Source organism: Pseudoalteromonas sp. Hal040 (assembly GCF_037162425.1).
In the GTDB taxonomy this organism is placed as follows: domain Bacteria; phylum Pseudomonadota; class Gammaproteobacteria; order Enterobacterales; family Alteromonadaceae; genus Pseudoalteromonas; species Pseudoalteromonas gelatinilytica.
Genome location: NZ_JARLUU010000001.1, coordinates 1185276 through 1205222, shown reverse-complemented (window position 1 = coordinate 1205222; position 19947 = coordinate 1185276). Strand labels below are relative to the sequence as shown.

General features: G+C 40.7%; 18 protein-coding genes, 1 other RNA gene and 2 pseudogenes. 8 read left to right on the top strand and 13 right to left on the bottom strand.

All coding sequences use genetic code 11. From position 1 onward, the window contains the following. Positions 1-78: 78 nt before the first annotated feature. The 4 genes from mnmC (at position 79) to P4S60_RS05355 (ending at position 5305) form a co-directional block, all read left to right on the top strand. The gene (gene mnmC / locus P4S60_RS05370) at positions 79-2127 is read left to right on the top strand and encodes a bifunctional tRNA (5-methylaminomethyl-2-thiouridine)(34)-methyltransferase MnmD/FAD-dependent 5-carboxymethylaminomethyl-2-thiouridine(34) oxidoreductase MnmC (RefSeq protein WP_337115277.1); all 2049 of its coding nucleotides are present in this window, start codon (positions 79-81) and stop codon (positions 2125-2127) included. Between the two features lie 126 nt (positions 2128-2253). Next, the gene (locus tag P4S60_RS05365; protein ID WP_337115275.1) at positions 2254-2889 is read left to right on the top strand and encodes an SDR family oxidoreductase; all 636 of its coding nucleotides are present in this window, start codon (positions 2254-2256) and stop codon (positions 2887-2889) included. 93 nt (positions 2890-2982) lie between these two features. Beyond that, on the top strand, positions 2983-3819 hold the full coding sequence (locus tag P4S60_RS05360) for a substrate-binding periplasmic protein (RefSeq protein WP_337115274.1): 837 nt from the start codon (positions 2983-2985) through the stop codon (positions 3817-3819). 7 nt (positions 3820-3826) lie between these two features. Continuing rightward, on the top strand, positions 3827-5305 hold the full coding sequence (locus P4S60_RS05355) for a methyl-accepting chemotaxis protein (protein ID WP_337115273.1): 1479 nt from the start codon (positions 3827-3829) through the stop codon (positions 5303-5305). On the opposite strand, the gene P4S60_RS05350 is transcribed toward P4S60_RS05355, so the two are convergent. Beyond that, entirely contained in the window at positions 5295-6068 is a 774-nt protein-coding gene (locus P4S60_RS05350; protein WP_337115272.1) for a sulfite exporter TauE/SafE family protein, read from the bottom strand. The two genes, P4S60_RS05355 and P4S60_RS05350, sit on opposite strands and share 11 nt — an antisense overlap. Positions 6069-6273: 205 nt before the next feature. On the opposite strand from P4S60_RS05350, the gene P4S60_RS05345 reads away from it, so the two are divergent. Next, complete coding sequence (locus tag P4S60_RS05345) at positions 6274-6990, top strand: enoyl-CoA hydratase/isomerase family protein (protein WP_337115271.1); 717 nt, start codon at positions 6274-6276, stop codon at positions 6988-6990. Between the two features lie 84 nt (positions 6991-7074). On the opposite strand, the gene P4S60_RS05340 is transcribed toward P4S60_RS05345, so the two are convergent. The 10 genes and pseudogenes from P4S60_RS05340 to ssrA all read right to left on the bottom strand — a co-directional run bounded on the left by P4S60_RS05340 (position 7075) and on the right by ssrA (position 13699). Continuing rightward, a complete protein-coding gene (locus P4S60_RS05340; RefSeq protein ID WP_337115270.1) occupies positions 7075-7482 on the bottom strand; it encodes a hypothetical protein in 408 nt (135 codons plus the stop codon). Between the two features lie 10 nt (positions 7483-7492). Further along, a complete protein-coding gene (locus P4S60_RS05335) occupies positions 7493-7729 on the bottom strand; it encodes a hypothetical protein (protein ID WP_337115269.1) in 237 nt (78 codons plus the stop codon). Next, on the bottom strand, positions 7695-9032 hold the full coding sequence (locus tag P4S60_RS05330) for a DUF2235 domain-containing protein (RefSeq protein WP_337115268.1): 1338 nt from the start codon (positions 9030-9032) through the stop codon (positions 7695-7697). Before P4S60_RS05330 ends, P4S60_RS05335 begins: the two co-directional genes overlap by 35 nt. A 330-nt stretch (positions 9033-9362) precedes the next feature. Then, positions 9363-9644 carry a hypothetical protein gene (locus tag P4S60_RS05325; protein WP_337115267.1) on the bottom strand — a complete coding sequence of 94 codons (282 nt, stop codon included), beginning with the start codon at positions 9642-9644 and terminating at the stop codon, positions 9363-9365. Positions 9645-9797: 153 nt separating this feature from the next. Further along, positions 9798-10277, bottom strand: a complete 480-nt coding sequence (locus P4S60_RS05320) for a YagK/YfjJ domain-containing protein (RefSeq protein ID WP_337115266.1) — start codon at positions 10275-10277, stop codon at positions 9798-9800. 370 nt (positions 10278-10647) lie between these two features. After that, positions 10648-10965, bottom strand: coding sequence for a hypothetical protein (locus P4S60_RS05315; protein WP_337115264.1), 318 nt, complete (start codon positions 10963-10965; stop codon positions 10648-10650). Between the two features lie 9 nt (positions 10966-10974). Further along, a complete protein-coding gene (locus P4S60_RS05310) occupies positions 10975-11202 on the bottom strand; it encodes a helix-turn-helix transcriptional regulator (RefSeq protein ID WP_337116826.1) in 228 nt (75 codons plus the stop codon). 118 nt (positions 11203-11320) lie between these two features. Next, positions 11321-12334 carry a hypothetical protein gene (locus tag P4S60_RS05305; protein WP_337115263.1) on the bottom strand — a complete coding sequence of 338 codons (1014 nt, stop codon included), beginning with the start codon at positions 12332-12334 and terminating at the stop codon, positions 11321-11323. Next, positions 12327-13098: pseudogene (locus tag P4S60_RS05300) on the bottom strand (tyrosine-type recombinase/integrase); the annotation flags it as partial. The pseudogene P4S60_RS05300 and the gene P4S60_RS05305, both read right to left, overlap by 8 nt. Positions 13099-13340: 242 nt before the next feature. Further along, positions 13341-13699, bottom strand: a transfer-messenger RNA (tmRNA) gene (gene ssrA / locus P4S60_RS05295). Between the two features lie 278 nt (positions 13700-13977). Between ssrA and P4S60_RS05290 the strand changes: the two genes are divergently transcribed. Continuing rightward, complete coding sequence (locus P4S60_RS05290) at positions 13978-15603, top strand: FapA family protein (RefSeq protein WP_337115262.1); 1626 nt, start codon at positions 13978-13980, stop codon at positions 15601-15603. On the opposite strand, the gene rnt is transcribed toward P4S60_RS05290, so the two are convergent. Then, positions 15587-16267, bottom strand: coding sequence for a ribonuclease T (gene rnt / locus P4S60_RS05285; protein ID WP_337115261.1), 681 nt, complete (start codon positions 16265-16267; stop codon positions 15587-15589). The two genes, P4S60_RS05290 and rnt, sit on opposite strands and share 17 nt — an antisense overlap. Positions 16268-16483: 216 nt before the next feature. Between rnt and P4S60_RS05280 the strand changes: the two genes are divergently transcribed. Next, positions 16484-17362: a flagellar protein MotY gene (locus P4S60_RS05280; RefSeq protein WP_054561850.1), complete on the top strand. Its 879-nt coding sequence runs from the start codon at positions 16484-16486 to the stop codon at positions 17360-17362. Between the two features lie 21 nt (positions 17363-17383). On the opposite strand, the gene P4S60_RS05275 is transcribed toward P4S60_RS05280, so the two are convergent. Beyond that, positions 17384-18289, bottom strand: a complete 906-nt coding sequence (locus P4S60_RS05275; RefSeq protein WP_337115260.1) for a DMT family transporter — start codon at positions 18287-18289, stop codon at positions 17384-17386. Between the two features lie 406 nt (positions 18290-18695). Between P4S60_RS05275 and P4S60_RS05270 the strand changes: the two are divergent. Further along, a pseudogene (locus P4S60_RS05270) lies at positions 18696-19899 on the top strand (aromatic amino acid transport family protein). The last annotated feature ends 48 nt before the right edge of the window (positions 19900-19947 follow it).

Genomic DNA, 19947 nt, shown 5'->3' with positions numbered 1-19947 from the left:
GCTTATAAATAACGCCAGACTATTTCAAAGAAAACACGTAAAATAATGAAAAAAAGTTTGTAGTTAATTAGTTAAACCATGATCAAAAACGCACATATTCATTTTAATCACCTTGGTACCCCTGTCGCCGATCAGTTTGACGATGTTTATTTCTCTAATGATGATGGCTTAGCCGAATCACATTATGTGTTTTATCAACAAAACCATATCCCGCAACGATTACAAAATCATGACCGTAACCACTTTGCAATTGCTGAAACAGGCTTTGGTACCGGGCTTAACTTTTTAAATACATGGCAACACTTTGCAGCTCACCTTGATAGGCAGCATGCAGAGCAAAAAGTTCAAAATCAACACGACCATAGTGGTAAAAAAAGTGTTACCCGCCTGCACTTTATCTCTTTTGAAAAGTTCCCTATTAAGCGTGATGACCTAGCTCAAGCACTCAAAGCCTGGCCTAATTTAACTGAATATAGTGAGCAACTAATTGCTCAATACCCAATTAATTTGGCCGGCTGCCATCGCCTTGAATTTGCAGGTGGCAAACTAATACTCGACCTTTACTTTGGTGACGTGCAAGACAGCATTGATGCCATGAGCTACCCAAGCGAAGGGGTTGTTGATGCGTGGTATTTAGATGGCTTTGCACCAAGTAAAAACCCAGATATGTGGCAACAGAGTTTGTTCAACAAGATGCGTGCTATCTCAAGAGAAAATGCCACACTCGCCACTTTTACGGCCGCAGGCTTTGTCAGAAGAGGACTCATCGAAGCAGGCTTTAGCATGAGTAAAGCTAAAGGCTATGGTAAAAAACGCGAAATGCTGATTGGCGAGCTAACTGAGCCTAATGAGCAACAATCAGGGCCTGCCTATTTTGCTCATCAGCAAAGTGAATTGAGTAATGTGGCTGTTATTGGCGGTGGTATTGCCAGTAGCAGTGTACTGTATTCACTGGCAAAAAGAGGCCTAAAAGCCACGCTTTTTTGCCAAGATGAAGCGCTTGCCATGGGCGCTTCTCACAATGTACAAGGGGCTGTTTATCCACATTTGCAAGCGAAGAACTCACCGCACAGTGAAATGTTCGCTCATAGTTTTTTATATGCGATGCGTCTATACCAACAATTACTTGATGATGGTTTTGACTACCCTCACCAGTGGTGTGGTGTATTACAACATGCGGTTAAACAAGGCCTAGCTGATAAACATCAAAACCTTGCCGATAAAGAACTTTGGCCAGCTGAATTATTGCGTAATGTAAGCGCCGAAGAAGGCGACGAAATTGCCGGCGTGGATACGGGCTACTCAGGGGTATTCTTTGCAAAAGGCGGCTGGGTAAATCCACCAGCCCTGGTTACTGCACTATTTAATGCGGCAAATTCGTTAACTGCGACTACCAATAATAAAATGGACAGTCACTTTAATTGCCATATTGAAAAGCTCGAGAAAACCGCTGATGGCTGGTTATTACACACAAAAGAGCAAACATTCGGACCATTTAGTGATGTGATTAATTGCACAGGTGAACACAGTGACCAGTTTAGCCAAACTCACGCACTGCCTGTTGTTGGTGTGCGCGGCCAAGTCTCGCATGTGCAAGCAAGCGAGCAGTCAAAACGCCTAAAGACCGTGCTTTGCCATAAGGGCTATTTTACTCCTGAATATCAGGGCCATCATTGCATGGGCGCAACCTTTGAAAAAAACTCAAAAAGCCGTGAAGTTAAAGAGCAAGACAACCACACCAATCGCGAACAACTATTAAGTTTTTACACAGACAGCGAGTTTGCAACGACCTTAGGTGAAATAACAGCGGCAAAAGCAGCTGTAAGATGTACCTTCATCGACCATCTACCTATGGCTGGTGAGTGGGCTGAACAAAGTGATTATGTAAGTGCGTTTGCTAATTTAAGATTAGGTAAGCGATATCAGTACCAAGCGTTATCGAAACCTCAGCAAGGCTTGCATCTTCTCACTGGCTTTGGCGCAAGAGGCCTGTGCAGTGCCCCTCTATGTGCTGAGCATTTAATTGCTTGTTTAAACAATGAACCAAGACCATTTAGCGAACGCGTGAACCAAGCTATCCACCCCGGCCGTTTTATTGTTCGCGACCTAATTCGCAATAAAGTTTAAGGATTGGATGGGGCTTTAATTAGCCCCGTTATTTTTCTTGATTACAATTTCGTTTTTAGTTTCCCCTTTAAAAATAAATTCACACCCCAAGGTCTTTAGTAACACAGCAATTAGAAGGAGTTTGATATGAAGACCTTAATCATTGGCGCAACGGGCCAAATAGGTAAAATGACCACCGAAAAAATGCTGGCAAGCGGTCATGATGTAGTGGCTCTGGTTCGAGATAAAAGCAAACTGAGTACACTTGAAAGTAATAATTTAACGATTGTAGAGCAAGACCTCGAAAACGATTTTAGTCGAGCTTTCGAGGGTGTTGAACAAGTGATTTTTAGCGCGGGTTCTGGCGGCGCTACAGGTGCAGATAAAACCTTACTGATTGATTTATGGGCTGCAGTCAAAGCGATTAATTATGCGGTAGATGCCAAGGTTAAGCACTTTATTATGGTCAGCTCTATTGGTGCTGATGCCCCAGATAATATTGAAAGCAGTATAAAACCGTATTTAGTTGCTAAGCACATGGCTGACCAACATTTAATCAATAGCGAATTAAATTACAGCATTGTCAGACCGGGCACGCTATTAAATGATGCAGCCACGGGGCTATTAACCACCACGCGCCCTGCAACGCGCCAAGATGCGGTGATCAACCGTGAAGATGTAGCAGATACCCTGCTATACCTTGCTGAACATACACCGAAAAAACCACAAGTGTTTGAATTGTTTAATGGTGATAAGTCAATCGACAGCCTGCTAAGCGATTAATTAGGTATGAATACGTATGCATAAGAAATAAGATTGAGAAAGCGCGTAAAGCACTTTAGTTTATTGTTTACATAATAATAACAAAGGTGCTTTATGCGTCATTTTGCTTTTCTTTTTTGCTTTGCTTTTACGTCGGCTTGTTTTGCCGCGCCGGTAAAAGTTCAAAGCTACAGTGGCGATACCTCCCTTCCCCACAAATTATTGATCAGCGCCATTGAACGGGCTGACTTAGAGTATGTTCACCCTTACGAAACCAATAAAGATATCTCTAACGCACGTATCTTAAACGATGTAAAAAACAACCAGCTGGATGTGATGTGGAGCATGACATCAACTCAGTTAGAGCAAGATTATAAAGCCGTTTATATACCTTTGTTTCGTGGCTTACTTGGCATGCGAGTCGCGATTGTGAAAGCACAAAATCGCGAACTGTTTAGCTCGGTAACTAGCTTACAAGATTTAAAACGTTTTACCGCTGGGCAAGGTAAAACCTGGCCAGACACTAAAATATTAAAAGCAAATCAACTACCCGTTGTTACCACATTAAAATACCCTAATTTGTTCCCAATGCTTGAAGGCGAGCGCTTTGATTACTTCCCACGCGGTGTTAATGAACCTTGGGATGAAATTGCCAATCACTCAGAGCTTAATCTCACTGTTGAGCCGCACTTGGTGATTAAGTACACCGCACCACTTTACTTTTTCGTCAACAAAAACAACCACACGCTACATAAAAAGCTAAATGATGCCCTAAACGAGATGATTGCTGATGGCACATTTAACGCCATGTTTTTGGCAGACAGCCAAGTACAAACGGTTTTATCAAAAGCCAACTTAAGCTCGCGTCGCGTAATTGAGCTAGATAACCCAACGTTATCGTCGAACACACCTAATAAAAATAGCCCTTTGTGGTTTAACCCATTTCAATGAGCGCACAATGAAATCATTAAAATATAAAATGACCTTGGCACTGTCTTTGTGCCTTTTACTGAGCGTGATCTTCGTGATCAGTGCAAACTACCTGCTCGCAAAGTCGAGTCAAACAGAACAATGGCAAGACGACATCAAGGCCCTTAATGAGCAAATGCAGGTTATTTTAGCCGAGCCGGTATTCTCTTATGATGAGCAGTTAATCAATCAGATTATTAAAGCCTTTTCGCAAAACAAACATGTACATAGCATTTCAGTGACAGATCATCGCAATAAGCCACTGGCCGCTATTACAAAACAAAGCAATAACGCATCGGTTAGCAAAACTATTGATTTGCACTATTTAGATAATTTAATTGGTCACATAAAAATTGGTTACTCACAGCAAGCACTGCATAGCACCATTGCTGAGTCGACACGCACCATGTTTATTACCTTGCTGATCTCTTTTATCGCCTTGGGTGCGGTGATTATTTATATCGTGCGACTGTTGGTGATAAAACCAATCGATAGCGTAAATAGCCTTGTTGATGAAATTGTCAAAGGTGAAGGCGACCTTACAAAACGTATTAGCTACCAATCTAATGATGAAATTGGCTATTTAGTTGATGGGTTCAATCGATTCATAGCGCAAGTACAAGAAATCATCACTGAGCTAGGCAGTACAGCCAGCGAGCTTGAAATGATAGCCAGTACAGTAAACGAAGCATCTGTGCGCTCTAAAAACGAAGCGGAGCTTGAATATAACCGCACTGATTCAGCAACCAATGCGCTTAGTCAGTTGAGTGAAGCAACCAAAGAGATTGCGCAAGGAGCCAATCAAACTGCGCAGCAAACCACCGACGTTCATCGCTTATGCCAACAGGGCGAACAAAATATGAATGCAAATGGCAACATGGTTGACGAATTAGCTGCACAACTCGACCATACATCAAACGTAGTTAAACAATTAAATGCCAGCAGTAATGAAATTAGCCAAGTGCTCGATGTTATAAAAAGTATTGCTGAGCAAACCAATTTACTGGCTCTAAATGCTGCTATTGAAGCGGCTCGTGCTGGTGAATCCGGCCGTGGCTTTGCTGTAGTAGCCGATGAAGTAAGAGCGCTTGCTAGTAAAACCTATGATTCAACGTCTGAGATCGAGTCGATTATTGTATCGCTACACAATAATACCTCTGATTGTGTAACCGCAACGGAGCAAAGTAAGTCACTCAGCGATAAAGTGAGCCAAGCGAATCAAAAAAGCCAAGCGGTGTTTAAAGATATTGCTAAACAAATCAATACCATTAATCAAATGAACGAGAGCGTTGCAGCAAGTTCTGAAGAGCAAACCAGTGTTACCGCTGATATCTTAAATACTATGCAGCTTATTAACCAAGGCGCTAAGAGCCTATCGCAGGAAGCTCAGCACCTTGATAACACCATAGGCCAACTCAATGAATTAGAACGCGGCATTGTTGCCAAACTGGGGTTGTTTAAATACTAAAAGTCATGACTCCCTGCCACGCAAGTTGCAGGGAAAGCACCGTTAACACTAAACGAAAAATCTTTTTAAATTTATCTGACGAAATGCGGTGCAATAACTTAAGGCCAAGCCATGTACCTATAGCACCGCTCAATATCATGAGCATAACCAGTGGCAACCACTGCCAAAATGCAAAGCCCACAGCCCCATATAAAATTGCTTTTAAGGTATGTTGTACTGTCATGCAGCTTGAAAAAGTGGCGGTAAATTTAAGCTTATTATAATTATTGACATATAAGCAGCTGCCAACCAAAGGTCCACTTGCCCCTACAAACATCGATATAAACGTAGTCCAAAGCCCTGCGAGAACGCGCCATAACTTTGAGGTTTCTCTGAGCTTTGGCGTTACACCCCAAAGTAAATAGAGCACAAAGGCAGCGACCACTATTTTCATTAATTCAAGGGGAATTGATGTGACAATCGTTGAGGCAACCAGCGCACCTATGACTCCTCCTAAAGAGAAGTACACGAACATAGCACCATCAATATGTTTAAACGTAAACAAAAAGCGGTTTGCATTAGAGCCTAGCTGCACTAACCCATGAACAGGAATAACCACACTCATAGGAAGCATAGATGCCATGATCACCAGCAGCATTAATCCGCCACCCGCACCAAAAGCTGCTGAAATCATTGATGTAAAGCCCGCAACCACAATGAGCATGATTGCGCTGATCGGACTTAATAAATCTCCACCCAAAAACTGCCAACTGATCAAATCCATTGTTACGCTTAAAATAGTGTGTTTGAGCTAACGCTATCATGGCTCGCCACTATTAGCGACAATTCGAAAAGCCCTTTCGACTAAAAGACCATATCAACCAAAAGAGAAGTGCCCCTAAATTTACAACTGGTCAGACTTGTGGTTTATTTTGTTAAACCTATGGGTTATAACTATGCCCACAACACAATAAAATTGAAGGCACAGCATGACACTGATGAATGTAAGTACACAAGGATCTGTTGCTATCTTAACTATGACAACAGCTGAAAATCGCCATAATCCTGCTTTTGCAGAGGCTTTTTTAACTTGCCTTGACGAAATCGAACGTAATCCTGAACACAAAGCACTCGTGATCACTTCAAGCAGCGAAAAATCATGGAGTTTGGGCATAGATACAGATTGGCTTATGCCGGCATTAAAAACACAAAAATTTGCAGAAGTAAGTGGCTTTATGCACTCGATGGATGCGGTATTTAAACGCTTATTACTGTTCCCAATGCCAGTAATCGCGGCGATAAATGGCCACGCATTTGGTAATGGCGCCATTTTATCGTGCGCTTGCGATTTTAGGTTTATGCAAAGCGATCGTGGTTTCTTCTGCTTCCCAGAAGTCGACTTATCAATCCCGTTTTTACCAGGTATGCTCGCCTTTATTAAAAAAGCCATTCCAGACTATCGTTTTAACGAGATGATGCTAACAGGCCGCCGCGTTACCGCAGGCGAACTTGCCACGGATCATGTAATTGAACAAGCTTGCCCAAACAACGAGGCTTTATTTAATACCGCCCTCGAATTTGCCAGCCAGTTCGATAAAAAACGCGCTATTTTCGCAGAGCACAAAAAGCGCCTACACAAACACATCATCGACACCATTGATACCGAAAACAAACCGATTATTGATGCCGTTCAGTTGATTGTTTGATAAATAAAAAACCCTTAAGTTACAACTTAAGGGCTCTTATCTTAACCTATTATATTAAGTTACTTTTTAAGGCCTAAGTAATATTTAGCCTTTATCATGTTGCTTAAGTTTGAGCCTCGAATACGAGACTACTAAAATAGCTAAAGTAAACGTAATAACAACAAAAAAATAAAACAGCGAAATATCTAACACAGGGCTGACTTCCAGATAGTCAAGATCATAAGAACAGGCCTTTTCATTATATCTTTCGGCTAAAATAACTAGGAATTTGTGCCCATCAATCAATGCTGTATAGTTGCCCACACAAAAAGCTAAATAACCGATTACAATTGCTATTGGCTCTGTGATTGTTCGAGTCGCTTTCTCGTTACCTATAGTAAATCCTGCAACAGCTAGACTAACGATCCCAAAGTAGTTCCATAATTTATCAACTTGAGAGTATTGGGCCTGAAACATTTGGAAAATTTCTACCATATTAACTGAATTATCCATTTATAACCCCTTAAGCAACACGCGTTACTTTAAGTTGAATACTTCCTTGGTTATTAAGGTACAGAGACCAAACATCATTTGGAAAAGCATAAAAATACCCTGAAGATTCAACTTTTAAAGCGTTAGGTTTATTTTGATGCCTAGGAAGCGCAACATACTGATGCGGATGAGGACTACCATCATTTGGTACTGCTTTTTCTTGGTTTGAATCATTAGAAATACAGCCCACAGCTATAAACCAAGGCATATGCTCTACACGCTTGGTTCCCCAAAAATCTGTAGATTCTATTTTCTGTTGCTTGCTTAAATTTGCGCTCTGTCATCCCCCAAATAGACGATGCAAATCTAATAATATCGCCAGCTGTTAACTTGCCATCTTCTGTCCCTAACCAGTCGCACACATCTTTGCTATCTTGCCAACATCCTTCAGATTCAAATATATATTGCTGCCCTTTTTCCATATAAATATAGGTAGGAGTCCAATGCTGTTTTGCAAAGATATTTACTTGTGAAGATTCATTTTTTGCTAATTTTATTGTTGGCCAATATTCAGGATGCTCTATAGGCGAGACTGCTTGTCGTTGAAACACACTTTCATGGAAGTACGCTTGGTTTTCAGCAACAACACAGTCTATATTTCGAGGTCTTGATCTAAACTTAGCAAAAATGCCTTTATAAGAGTTGTGTAGCACACCTGCGGGATTTGGCTTCAATTGCTCAAATATGCCGTCTCTAAAAACTAATCCAGCTTCGGCTGCTTCGGTTAACATCCATTCAAGTGTTATATCTGATAAGTCAGTATTGCTGTATCCACCACCCACATCAGAGTGCACGCCCGGAAACCATTTTTCTTTAACGTCACGATCACTTGCATACTCAGTCCAGCGAGTAACACAAAAGCTACTCCTTTTTTCATCCATAGCCATTGCATGCCTTGCAATATTTATATGTTCGCCAAGCGTAGTATCGTGGAAACGCCATGAGGCCGGATTATCTAATAAGTTAAAAAGTTCCATATCATTAGGAATACCTAGCGCCCCTACGGTATCCCATACACCCATAAAATGAATCGGTAGAGCAGCTTTCTGATTTAAAAACTGGCTGGGTTTAATAGTTTCAACACCTGATTTATAGTTATCAAAATGCTTATGAACATACTCCCATTGTTCCTCACTTTTTTTGATTTTGCTAAAATCAAGCAAGCCTTTGTTAAGTAGCCCACCTAAACTTCTTGCTGTAAATGCGCCGCGACTAAAACCAAATATATAAACCTTATCACCATCGCAATAGTTATTTGCCAACCAGTAATAAGCACTACAAATATGGCGTTTAATGCTTTTTCCTAACGCTCCATCAATAATCGAATCTTTTAAGCCGCTCTCTTCACCACCAAGCCCTGGGTGGTAATATGTTTTTTGTGAATCCCCCATGCCATCTTCTTTTGCTAGAGCATGGTAAAGCTTTACAACATTTGTAGGTGCGGGTATGCCGTTATCTTCTTGGCGAGGGTTATTCCAAGTTCCATCACAACAAATAATTAAATTAGCCATCAGTACATCCTTGTATGTTCATTTGTCTAACTTATCTAGGCAACGGCCTCTATAAAGTCAAAATTTAACCACTTCAATAATGTAATTTAGGAATTTTCTGAGAAGGTACTTTTATGAGGAAACAGTTTCACATTCTTAGTTCAACTGTTGTAACCGGTTGTTTTTTTGGAATAAAAAAGGCTGCTCTGAGAGCAGCCTTTTTCATATGCTGGGGTCATCCAAACCAACAACATAAACCATTAACTTAAATGATTTTTTATTTATAGATAAATAAAGTGTTACTTAGGGTGGTACATTAACTACGTTAAAGCCGTAAAGTTGTATTTAAAACTATTCAGAATCTACGCATTTAAATGTTAATTCAGCATTCAATGGCGTCCATCCTCTAGCCCCATGTGTTTCCCAACTTATTTCTTCCATAGTTTTACTAGTAGATGCGCAATACTCTATTGCCTTTTTAATTGATAACTCCTTTACATCAGACCAGCTTGGGAATTGCCCTCCCATTTCCGAACTAACTCTAAATTGATTTTTACCAACAGGAAGCACATTACTAACTGAAGAACAACCTACAACTGTCAGTAAACAAAAGATAGCCATTGAGAGTCTCATATTTTTTCCTTTTTAAAAGCAGTATCCATAATTCTCACATATTATCCAATAAAGACCTTTTATTAAAGTCATCAAAAAACCATGAAAACTATTCACAATAGTTCATATCCTGTCTTTTATCTGTCTTTTACTGAATTTAAAGAACGTTATTATTTATTTAAATCTTAACCGACTCGTTCCATAATTTTTAGTCTGACTAGGTTTATACCCCTTACCTCTTGTCTTTGCCAAGTAGGAAATACGCCACACAGCGAGTTGAATAGATGTATTACAATCTCGCTTTAAATTGTAGTAACAGCGCTTAGGCGTGTATTCAGAGCCTTGTAAATTGGTTTCCCATACGTCTTTCACTTTAATGAGTATATCGTGAGGGTGACGCACTTTGTGACCATCTAGCATAAGGGCATAGTGATAATGTTGCTGCTTTGCGGTTTCCATTTCACGACACCAAACAAAGCCAACACGTTTAAGATTATATTTACGCTTTAGCCACTTAAATAATATCCGATTGAATTTGCTCACAACCTCATTATTGTCAGTGTATTTGTATAATCGGAGATCAAAACGAATTAAATGTACTTTGCTGTGGTAGTTGAGCATAGCATTTACTTGCCCAATCATCCGTTTTGCCATGTGTGAATATATTCCACTATGTTTACCATTGACCCAAAACACTCTTTTATTCACTTCAAGGTAACGGGTATTCATTATGTAAGGCATGGGCTTCACTAAAGGATATTATTAATTACCTAGTGGCAAGTTAGTTAACACTATCATGTTAAGTAAGGCTATTTGTTAGGATTAATTGAGTAGCTTTCATTATTCTTGGGTAAAAATCCTAGAAATGACGTTTTATAAAAGCTTTTTAATATTAAACCTAATACCTTATTGAAAGTGCTTACTAACATTGTTGTTAGGCTGGGTAATAGCGTTTATGATAAAAAAGCTGGTGGCGCAATGTCGAAGTTAAGCCACCAGCTGGATTAAGAGAGTCGCTTAGAAATTAATTTTCTTGGTGGCTTCTTTCATTTTTATAAGCTTCAATTTGCTCATAGCTCATAGATAAAATATCCACGGGGTGAGAAGGTATTTTACCTGTAAATGGACAAGGTACTCGGCCATGTTCTAACGTAAATTTATACCCTTTATACTTGAGTGTTGAAATAAGGCTGTGTAGGTTGTGAATACCAACATATCTCGCTAAACGCGTATTTAGCTTTATGCCTTGAGTTATTACACATAACACATAACTTAGCTGATTGTGATAGCTTTCAGGTGCTGGTAAACCAAGCTCAATACATTTATCGGCATGTATCATCATAGTAACCTCCTAAAATTTCACTGAGCGATTGGCAACGAGGTCATGAACCAAGTCTTTTAGTTGCTGTTCAGAGTAACCAGCAATCATAGCTTGTATGATCTTGTTACATTCGCTTTCAACAAATCCTACTGTTCGTGAACCAAGGCTAATTGGTGAAGGGAATAAGCCTTCATTTAGGCGGTTGTAAAGTGTAGATTTAGACCAACCCGTCTTATTCAATACTTCTGGACGACGAATAATTTTAAAAAGTAATTTGTGCTCATTTGGGTATTCCTATGTTTATTGAACCCCTACAGAATATCCCTGAGCTTAATTAGAAGGGTGGCTAGCCAATTATTTGTTTGGCTAGCCATTCTTAGATTTTATATTTTTTTATCAAGTGCCTGTATGCTGTTGTGATATCTCTATCTAAATTACTAATAAGCAATTTGTTCTCATTTTGATCAATACCTAAATCATCAACCAAAGTCTGTATAGCTTCTTTGATTTGATAAGAGTTTGGTTTATTAGCTCTTTCATATATTGTAGATTTTTTAGAGAGTAGTAAGGCCATAAGTCCAAGCGAATCAATTAGTGATTGCTCTGGGGTTCTGAGCTTAAGTTCTACCGATTGCTCTGATTCATCTTTATCACCCACCTCCAAAGAACTTAAAAACCTGTTAATCTCTGATGTTCTAAAAACAAAATCATAATCGTGTTCATCTAACCCTCCTGATGGATAATAGTTTGATTTAGCAAACTGATCTCGGGATAAGAACTTTCTTCGCTTTTCTTTTAAATCGTTTCTAAAATCATCTATTTCATCAGACGTCATATTGGATTTATCTAATGAGTCTTCAGCCTTTTGACAATATATTTTAGAACCTTCCATGTATTCGTTTAAATCAAAGCTAGTATGTAGTTGAGCGAGGACACCATTTTTTTCAAGGTAAACACCTTCCAAACCGACTAAAGTAACCTCTAACCCAGACGTCATTTTTTGACAATAAAACTCTAAGTCGATAGCTTCAGAGCCGGCTAATGTTAAATCCCACACACCGCTAATATTTTGTATTTTTGTGTTATCTATCTTTATAAACTTGTCATCTTCAAAGTAACTTTCCCCATTTTCTGGAGCAATATATGGCTGCTCTAGCTCTTCACCAATTATATCTTTTGTGAAAGTAATCAAAGATATGTCTGCTTTACTGATAAATTTACCCAAACAAGCTTGTGCCCCATTTACTAAGTTGACAGAAATTACAATATGCTTATCTAAAGCCAACCGAAAGAGGTCAGGAATGGTAACAGGTTCATTTAGTGATTTTGAAATATAGTCAACAGTCTCGTTCAACGTTAGCCATTCCTTTAACTTAAATAACTTACTCATTAAAATTCATCACCTTGTGATCGTTATAATAGTTTTTTACACTAAAACCAGCTTTATGTGATATGTGGTTACTCCACCACTCCATCATTACACGCCTGCGCTCTAAATAATCAGCACGGTTATAAGCTCGCCTAACTTCATTTTTATCAATATGGGCAAGTGCGGCTTCTACCACATCAGTATCAAAGCCATGTTGATTTAGTGTAGTGCTGGCTAATGCCCTTAATCCATGCGCCACCAGCCGCTTTTCATACCCCATTCGATTAAGCGCCATATTCGCTGTTTGCTCGTTTATATGGCTACGTGGGTTTCTATCTGCTGGAAATAAGTATTCTCTATGGCCGCTTAATGGCTTTAATCGCTCTAAAATCTCTAAAGTTTGCTCAGTAAGTGGTACTAAGTGTTCACGTTTTTTCTTCATCCGTTCGGCTGGGATTGTCCAAAGCTTGTTATCAAGATCTATTTCAGACCGTTTAGCGCCTGCTGCCTCGCTTGGGCGCACCATGGTATGTAGTTGCCATTCAATTAGGTAACGAGTCACAAGCTTAATACTGGCATAGCTAATATCTTTCATTAACTGTGGCAATTCTTCAGGCGTAATCGTTGGCATGTATTGTTTTTGGGGCTTTTGAAAAGCAGAGCGTATACCTGCCAAAGGATTCGCATGTATAAGCCCCGTATTAACCGCAAAAGTCATTATTTCGTTAAGCCTTTGGCTTAACAGTCTCTAAGCTACCCTTGGCGGCTATGGGCTTTAATACCTCTTATTATCCTTTGCCTTTGCTTGCTTTACTTGCGTATCCGTTAGCGGTGTGACTATTTTTGGCATCTTTGTACCACCAATTTTGATTTAAAAGCCCTTGTGGTACTTCCGATGGTACATAAAGTTGTGGATTTTATAAACTGTTAAAAACCCTTACTGGAACTACATGTAGGCTATACAGTTGATTATCAGTGAATTTTAGGCAAAAAAAAGACGCCTAAAAGGCGTCTTAGTTCTTTGAAATGGTGGAGCTGGGGGGATTTGAACCCCCGTCCGAAAAGCCTCGACCTTTGGTACTACATGCTTAGTATCGTCTTTTAGTTAACCTTATACAGCTCGGACGAACACGATCTGCAAAGGCGAGGCCGCTTTGTTTTAGCCCTTCAACCCCGGCCAGGGTTTCCGTAGCGAGTCCGTGTAGGGTGACACTTCAGAACCGGGTCCACAGACATACACCGGAGAAGTGCTAGCGGGCTATTATGCCGCTAGAGCGTAGTTATCGTCGTTTGCGATTACTTTAAATTGCGGCTTTTTTACGAGGCCAACCGCACCTCGACATGCACCTCGGGCGTCTTGAATTCCGTCGAATCCTAATCAGCCCCTGAATTTGGTATCTCATTCAGAGTGTTCGTGCAGTATAACTGAGTAGCCTATTCAGACTCAAGGCATTAATCAGGAAATTTTTGCTAAGTGCCTTTGAATGCTGAATTTTCAAGCAAGAAAAATCAGTTTTTATACATATTTTTACATTTAATGCATACATTATCTTAACATAGTACAAAAGTTGTGCTGAAATAGGAAACGTTGTTACCCTTCTTCAAAAATAACCTGTAACAACACATAACTATAATAACAGGCAGTTTTTTACAGGGCTTTTCAGATGTCGATGTTTTCATTCGATGAACAAAGTGGCTATGTCTCTTTGTGTGAGCATCCTCGGGATGCGGGTTTTCCTACTACGAGTTCTCAGTTAATTGAACTACTTGAGCAGTCTCCTTATGCCTGCTACGAATATATTGATGCCAATATCGGTAAGTTATTTATACCTAGCAGCCAATATCAAAGCCAATCTTTAGTGGTTGCTAAAGCGGTTGATGCTCACCTCGAAGTAAAGGTCGATGCTAAAAACATGGTGGTTGAAGCAAGCCTAACAACAGCCCGTGGCGGTAAGATTGTCAGCATGGATATGGCGCAAGAGGTGCTTGCACAGGCGGGGGTGATTAAAGGCATTAGTTTACGTGCACTCGATACCTTTTTAGGCCAACAATTTAAGCAACCACCCGGCGCCCATTACACCGCAATTGTTGCCCATGGCAGAATGCCTAAAGAAGGCACTGACGCTAAATTCGTGCGCTTATGCTCAACAGCACAAGACCGCGTTCTTAGCCCGCAAGCGACCTCTGGCGGTAAAGTCGACATGCGTAATTTAGGTGCCATTATTACCGTTAAACCTGGCACGCCATTAATGCAACGAGTCCCTGCAACACCCGGAGAAGATGGTTTTACGGTGTTTGGTGATGTGATGGCTGCTAAGCCTGGTAAAGACTTACCTCTTGAGCCATTCGAAGGAACGCGCATTGATCCAAATAATAGCGATATGTTGATTGCCGATGCTAAGGGCGTGCCTGTTGCCCTACCCCGCGGTATGCGCGTGGACGACGTATTGTGTTTTCATCATGTAGATGTGAGTACGGGCCATGTCGAATTTGATGGCAGTGTTATTATTAGTGGTGATGTAAAAGATGGTATGCGCGTCAAAGCAACGGGTGATATCACGGTATTAGGCTTTGTTGAATCAGCCACAATTGAAAGTAAAAGTGAAGTCACCGTTATGCTTGGGGCTGTTGGCAGAAAACGTGAAAACGTCGAAAACTTTACCTGTAACATCACGGCTTCGCGCACTATTTCAGTGGGTTATGCTCAATACTGCCATATAAAAACAGAGCAAGATCTATTCATTGAACGCCAAGCTTTGCATTGTGATTTAAGTGCTCGCCGCCTTATTCGAGTTGGTAAAGCCAATAATCCACGGGGCAAAATCATTGGTGGTAATATTTTAGATGCGATGCGAATTGAAACCGGTGAGCTCGGTGCGCCATCAGGCACTAAAACACGGGTTTTCATTGCTCAGTACTGGCATGATTTACGCCAAAAGCAGCAGCAAATTAATGACTTTGAAAAGTTGTTAGCGACAAAAGCAGCAGCTCTACAACAAGCTCGCAAAAAGGCCAATAAAATACCTGACCCAGCCCAGCGTGCGCATTATATTAAAAAGATAACTGCCAGCGAACAGCAGATTAAAATTAAAACAGCCAGCACGAAGAAAAAGAAACACTTAGTTAAAATTAAGATTGCGCGCTTATTAGCAACAAGCCGCTTAAAAGTGAATGAATTAATGCATCCAGGGGTGGAGCTTAAGATAGCACAAGAGAGTAAACAGTTTTCACGTATTTACCCTCCTAACATGGTGCGTTTTTTTGAAGGTAAGATCACTCAGTCGTTTTAGCGGCTGAGTCTTGCTCTTCTTCACTTGCTTCAGTTTCAGGCAATGGCCAACCGCCGAGTTGTTGCCAGCGATTAACGATTAAACAAAACAGTTCTGCTGTGCGCTCGGTATCATAAAGTGCTGAGTGAGCTTGCTTATTGTCAAACTCAATACCGGCTGTTCTACATGCTTTAGCTAGCACTGTTTGTCCTAGTGCAAGACCCGCCAATGATGTGGTATCAAAGCTAACAAATGGATGAAATGGCGTGCGTTTAATTTTACAACGCTCAATGGCGGCATTTAAAAAGCCGTGATCAAACGCGGCATTATGTGCTACAACCACTGCACGCTGACAACCTGCTGCTTTTTGTGCCTTGCGCACGACTTTACAGATTTCTTTAATCGCTTCTTCTTCAGGCACTGCACCACGCGCCGCAGAGAATGGATCAATACCATTAAACTCAATGGCCGCTTGTTCGATATTCGCGCCTTCAAATGGCTCGACATGAAAATGCACTGTATGATCAATACTTAACACGCCGTCGTCATCCATTTTAAGGACAGATGCAGCAATTTCTAATAACGCATCGGTCTCTTTATTAAAACCTGCGGTTTCAACATCAATCACAACAGGAAAAAAGCCACGAAAGCGTTTTGCGAAAAGAGTTTGTTCAGTATTTTCCATAGTCTTCTTGGTTTGCCAGTGTAAGCTGGCTATTATGTCAAAAACCACGGCTACTCTGCTAGAGTAAATAGTGTGAAATCGCAGATTCTTACTGAGTTTTTAGGCACATTACTTGCTTTATATTAATCAGCTAGCCCTGTGTTTGGTATGCTGATGCAATTAAACACAAAAATTGCCAATTATTTGGCATTGATGATTTGTTGGAGAATTACCGTGATGAAGCTTTCATTACTTCCTTTAAGCCTAGGCCTATTAACCTCAGTTGCAAGTATAAATGCGCATGCAGCCATGCGTGAGTATACTGCTAATGCTGATATGTCGAACTGGCAAATGGTTAAAACATCTCGCTTAGAATGCCAATTAAATCATGAAGTTCCTTACTATGGTGAAGCAATTTTCAGCACCACTGCCAGTAAAAATAAAGACGTAAACTTTAACCTTGATATGGTTGTACGCCCAGACAACTACAGTATTGCTGGTCTAAAAGCCGTACCACCTAGTTGGCGTGCTGGTATGCCTGCTCGAGACTTAGCGAATATGAAACTATTACGCAAGTTTGACGGCGAGCTTGGCAACAAAACTGCTTGGGAAATGCTGACCGAACTTGAAAAAGGTTACCAACCGACATTTTATTACCAAGACTGGCAAAACAGTGCCGATAAAATTGCCGTTGGTTTATCGAGTGTCAACTTTAAGCAAGCCTATTGGGCGTTTTTACAGTGCCGAGATGCAATGCTGCCTTACAGCTTTGAAGATATTTCGTTCACAGTGATGAACTATGAGCCTAATACCAGCAAACTGACTAAATCATCACAAAAACGCTTAGATAAAATTGGCGAATACTTAAAGTACGACACCAACATCGAATCTATTTCAATATCATCTTACACCGACAGCTACGGTGGTCGCTGGAACAACCTCGAATTATCAAAAAAACGCGCTAAAGCGATTAAGGATTACATTGTTAGCTTAGGGGTTGATGAAAGCAAAGTAGATACCGATGGTTACGGTGAAAAGCGCCATGTTGCCAGCAACGACAACATTTTAGACAGAAACAAAAACCGTCGTTTAGTCATACAAATTGCAAAAATGTAGCCGCTGCAGCGGCTACTAACCTTAACTCATTTCTACCGACTTCACGCCTTTAAAGCGCTTAAGCCACTTATCGCCGAACTGAAAAAACGCGAGGCTAATCATAATGATGGTCGCGCCAACAATCAGAGCTTGGTCAATGGGCTCATCATTAAACAAACCACCTAAAGCAATTGCAAAACTTGGTGTGATCAAGGTTGTTAATGCGACCGTGCTCGCGTTCAATTTCTGCAATACATGAAAATACGCCAGCGCACCAATTAATGAACCAAACACGCCTAAGTAAACAATTGAGTACAGTGATTTTGCACTCCACATCTGGCTATTTAGTTGGCCATCTACAAGCAACCAAGTAATAAAAAACAGTGGGGTTACAAAAACCAACGCACCAAATGTGGTGGCCATTGGATGAATAGCAATTCTTACCCGTTTGATCATCACACCGCTCAAACTAAAAAAGCACACCGCCATAAATACATATAACAGACCACTAAGCTGCTCTACCCCACCTTGAATATGGCGTTGGCTTACTAAAAATAAACCGATTAAAGCACAGCCAAGTGCGCCAAGCTTAATGGCGCTAAACTTAGGTTCATTCAAGATCTTTTGCGCAAGTAAGCCCGATAAAATTGGCGCAAGGCCAAACATCAGTGATATTAACCCTGAAGGCACTGTTTTAGCAGCCATGTAGCTTAATAACATGCCGCCAAAAATACCTATGCTTGAATAGCCATAAAGGAATAAAGCACGGCGATGCCAAGGCACTCGGATATTGGCAACAGCAACGACAAACGAAGCCAACACCAGCCCCACCAGCATGCGTAAAAACACAGCCAGAGTCGGCGCTACCGTTTCACTACTCCAAACAATACCCAGTGGGGTTGTTGACCAAATCACCACCATTAAAAAATATGAGGCTTTAACAGGCACAAGCTTATTCCTTTAAAAAGGCGAAAAAAGCGGAAGAGAATTTAAAAGGGAAATAACCAACCGCTTAGAACGCGGTTAGTAAAACTTACTTAATTAACCGCAGCACATAACAGACCATACGACTGATGAGGTCAGGCGCATACAATTGTTTGTTGGTCGTTGGTTTAGCTGCATCATGGCATTTAATAAAGTAAGTTGAAGAAGCTTAAGAATCCGCCTAAATGATGATTTTGTCAACACGAATACCCATGCTATTTGGCAAAAAATTTTTTGCTGATTTCAACAGCCTGTTTGCACATGTAAATCATAGGTTACATTTAATTTCTTTGATTTATAACAAAACTATTTAAGTTTTGTTAAACAAGTTATATCTTGCTTGCCTCTCACGAAGTTTAAGGGGCAAAAAGTGCTTAAAAATAAAACAATAGGTAGCATGTTAATTGTTGCTGGCACCACCATAGGTGCAGGGATGCTGGCATTGCCTATCGCCTCCGCAGGGCTTGGTTTCACAACAGCGATATCACTTATCTTACTTACATGGGTTTTAATGACCTACACAGCATTACTGATGTTAGAGCTACATCAATATGCCGACAGAGATGCAACCCTCAATACGTTAGCTAAATCATGGTTAGGTAAACGTGGGCAATGGGTCGCTAACTTTTCAGTAATGTTTTTATTTTACGCATTATGCGCTCGCGTATATCGCAGGTGGCGGTGCGCAATTACAAGAAAAGCTCAACAATGGTTTATCGCTTTCTTTAGCGCCGCAAGTTGGTTCAATTATTCTGGCTATTGTGATTGGTACTGTGGTGACACTTGGAACCAGCAAAGTCGATAAACTTAACCGCGTACTGTTCACGATTAAAGTGTGCGTATTAGCCAGCTTATTTTATATGCTGACACCTTATGTGCATGGCCAACACTTACTTGAAATGCCGATTGAACAAGGTCTAATTTTATCTGCAATCCCAGTGGTGTTTACCTCGTTTGGTTTTCATGGCTCTATTCCGTCGATTGTGAAATACGTGGGTTTAGATATCAAAACACTTCGTAAAGTAATGGTAGCAGGTGCGGCGCTGCCTTTAGTAATTTACATTTTTTGGCAATTACTTAGCCAAGGTATGATGAGTCAAAGTGACTTACTACAAAGCCAAGGGTTACCCGGTTTTGTAAGCAGTGTTGCTAGCATTGCTCACAGCCCACACGTTGCCACTGCTGTGAACATTTTTGCTGATTTAGCATTAGCCACGTCTTTCTTAGGGGTGAGTTTAGGTTTATTCGACTTTTTTGCTGATGCATTTAAAAAAGGTGATGGCAGTAAAGATCGTATCAAAACAGCCTTGATCACCTTTATTCCACCGCTAGGCTTTGCGCTATTCTATCCACAAGGGTTTATTATGGCACTTGGCTACGCCGCCATTGCGCTGGTTATTTTAGCGGTGTTTTTACCGGTTGCTATGGTCTATAAGCAACGAAGCAGCAAACCTGATGCGGGTTACCAAGTTAAAGGCGGTAATATTGGCTTAGCACTGGCCGCCCTGTTTGGTGTGCTTATTATTAGTGCTCAAGGTTTACAAATGGCGGGGCTTATTCCAGCGATTGGTTAAACAGCTCATCAAAAAAAGCACCCGAGGGTGCTTTTTTTGTGTCTGGTT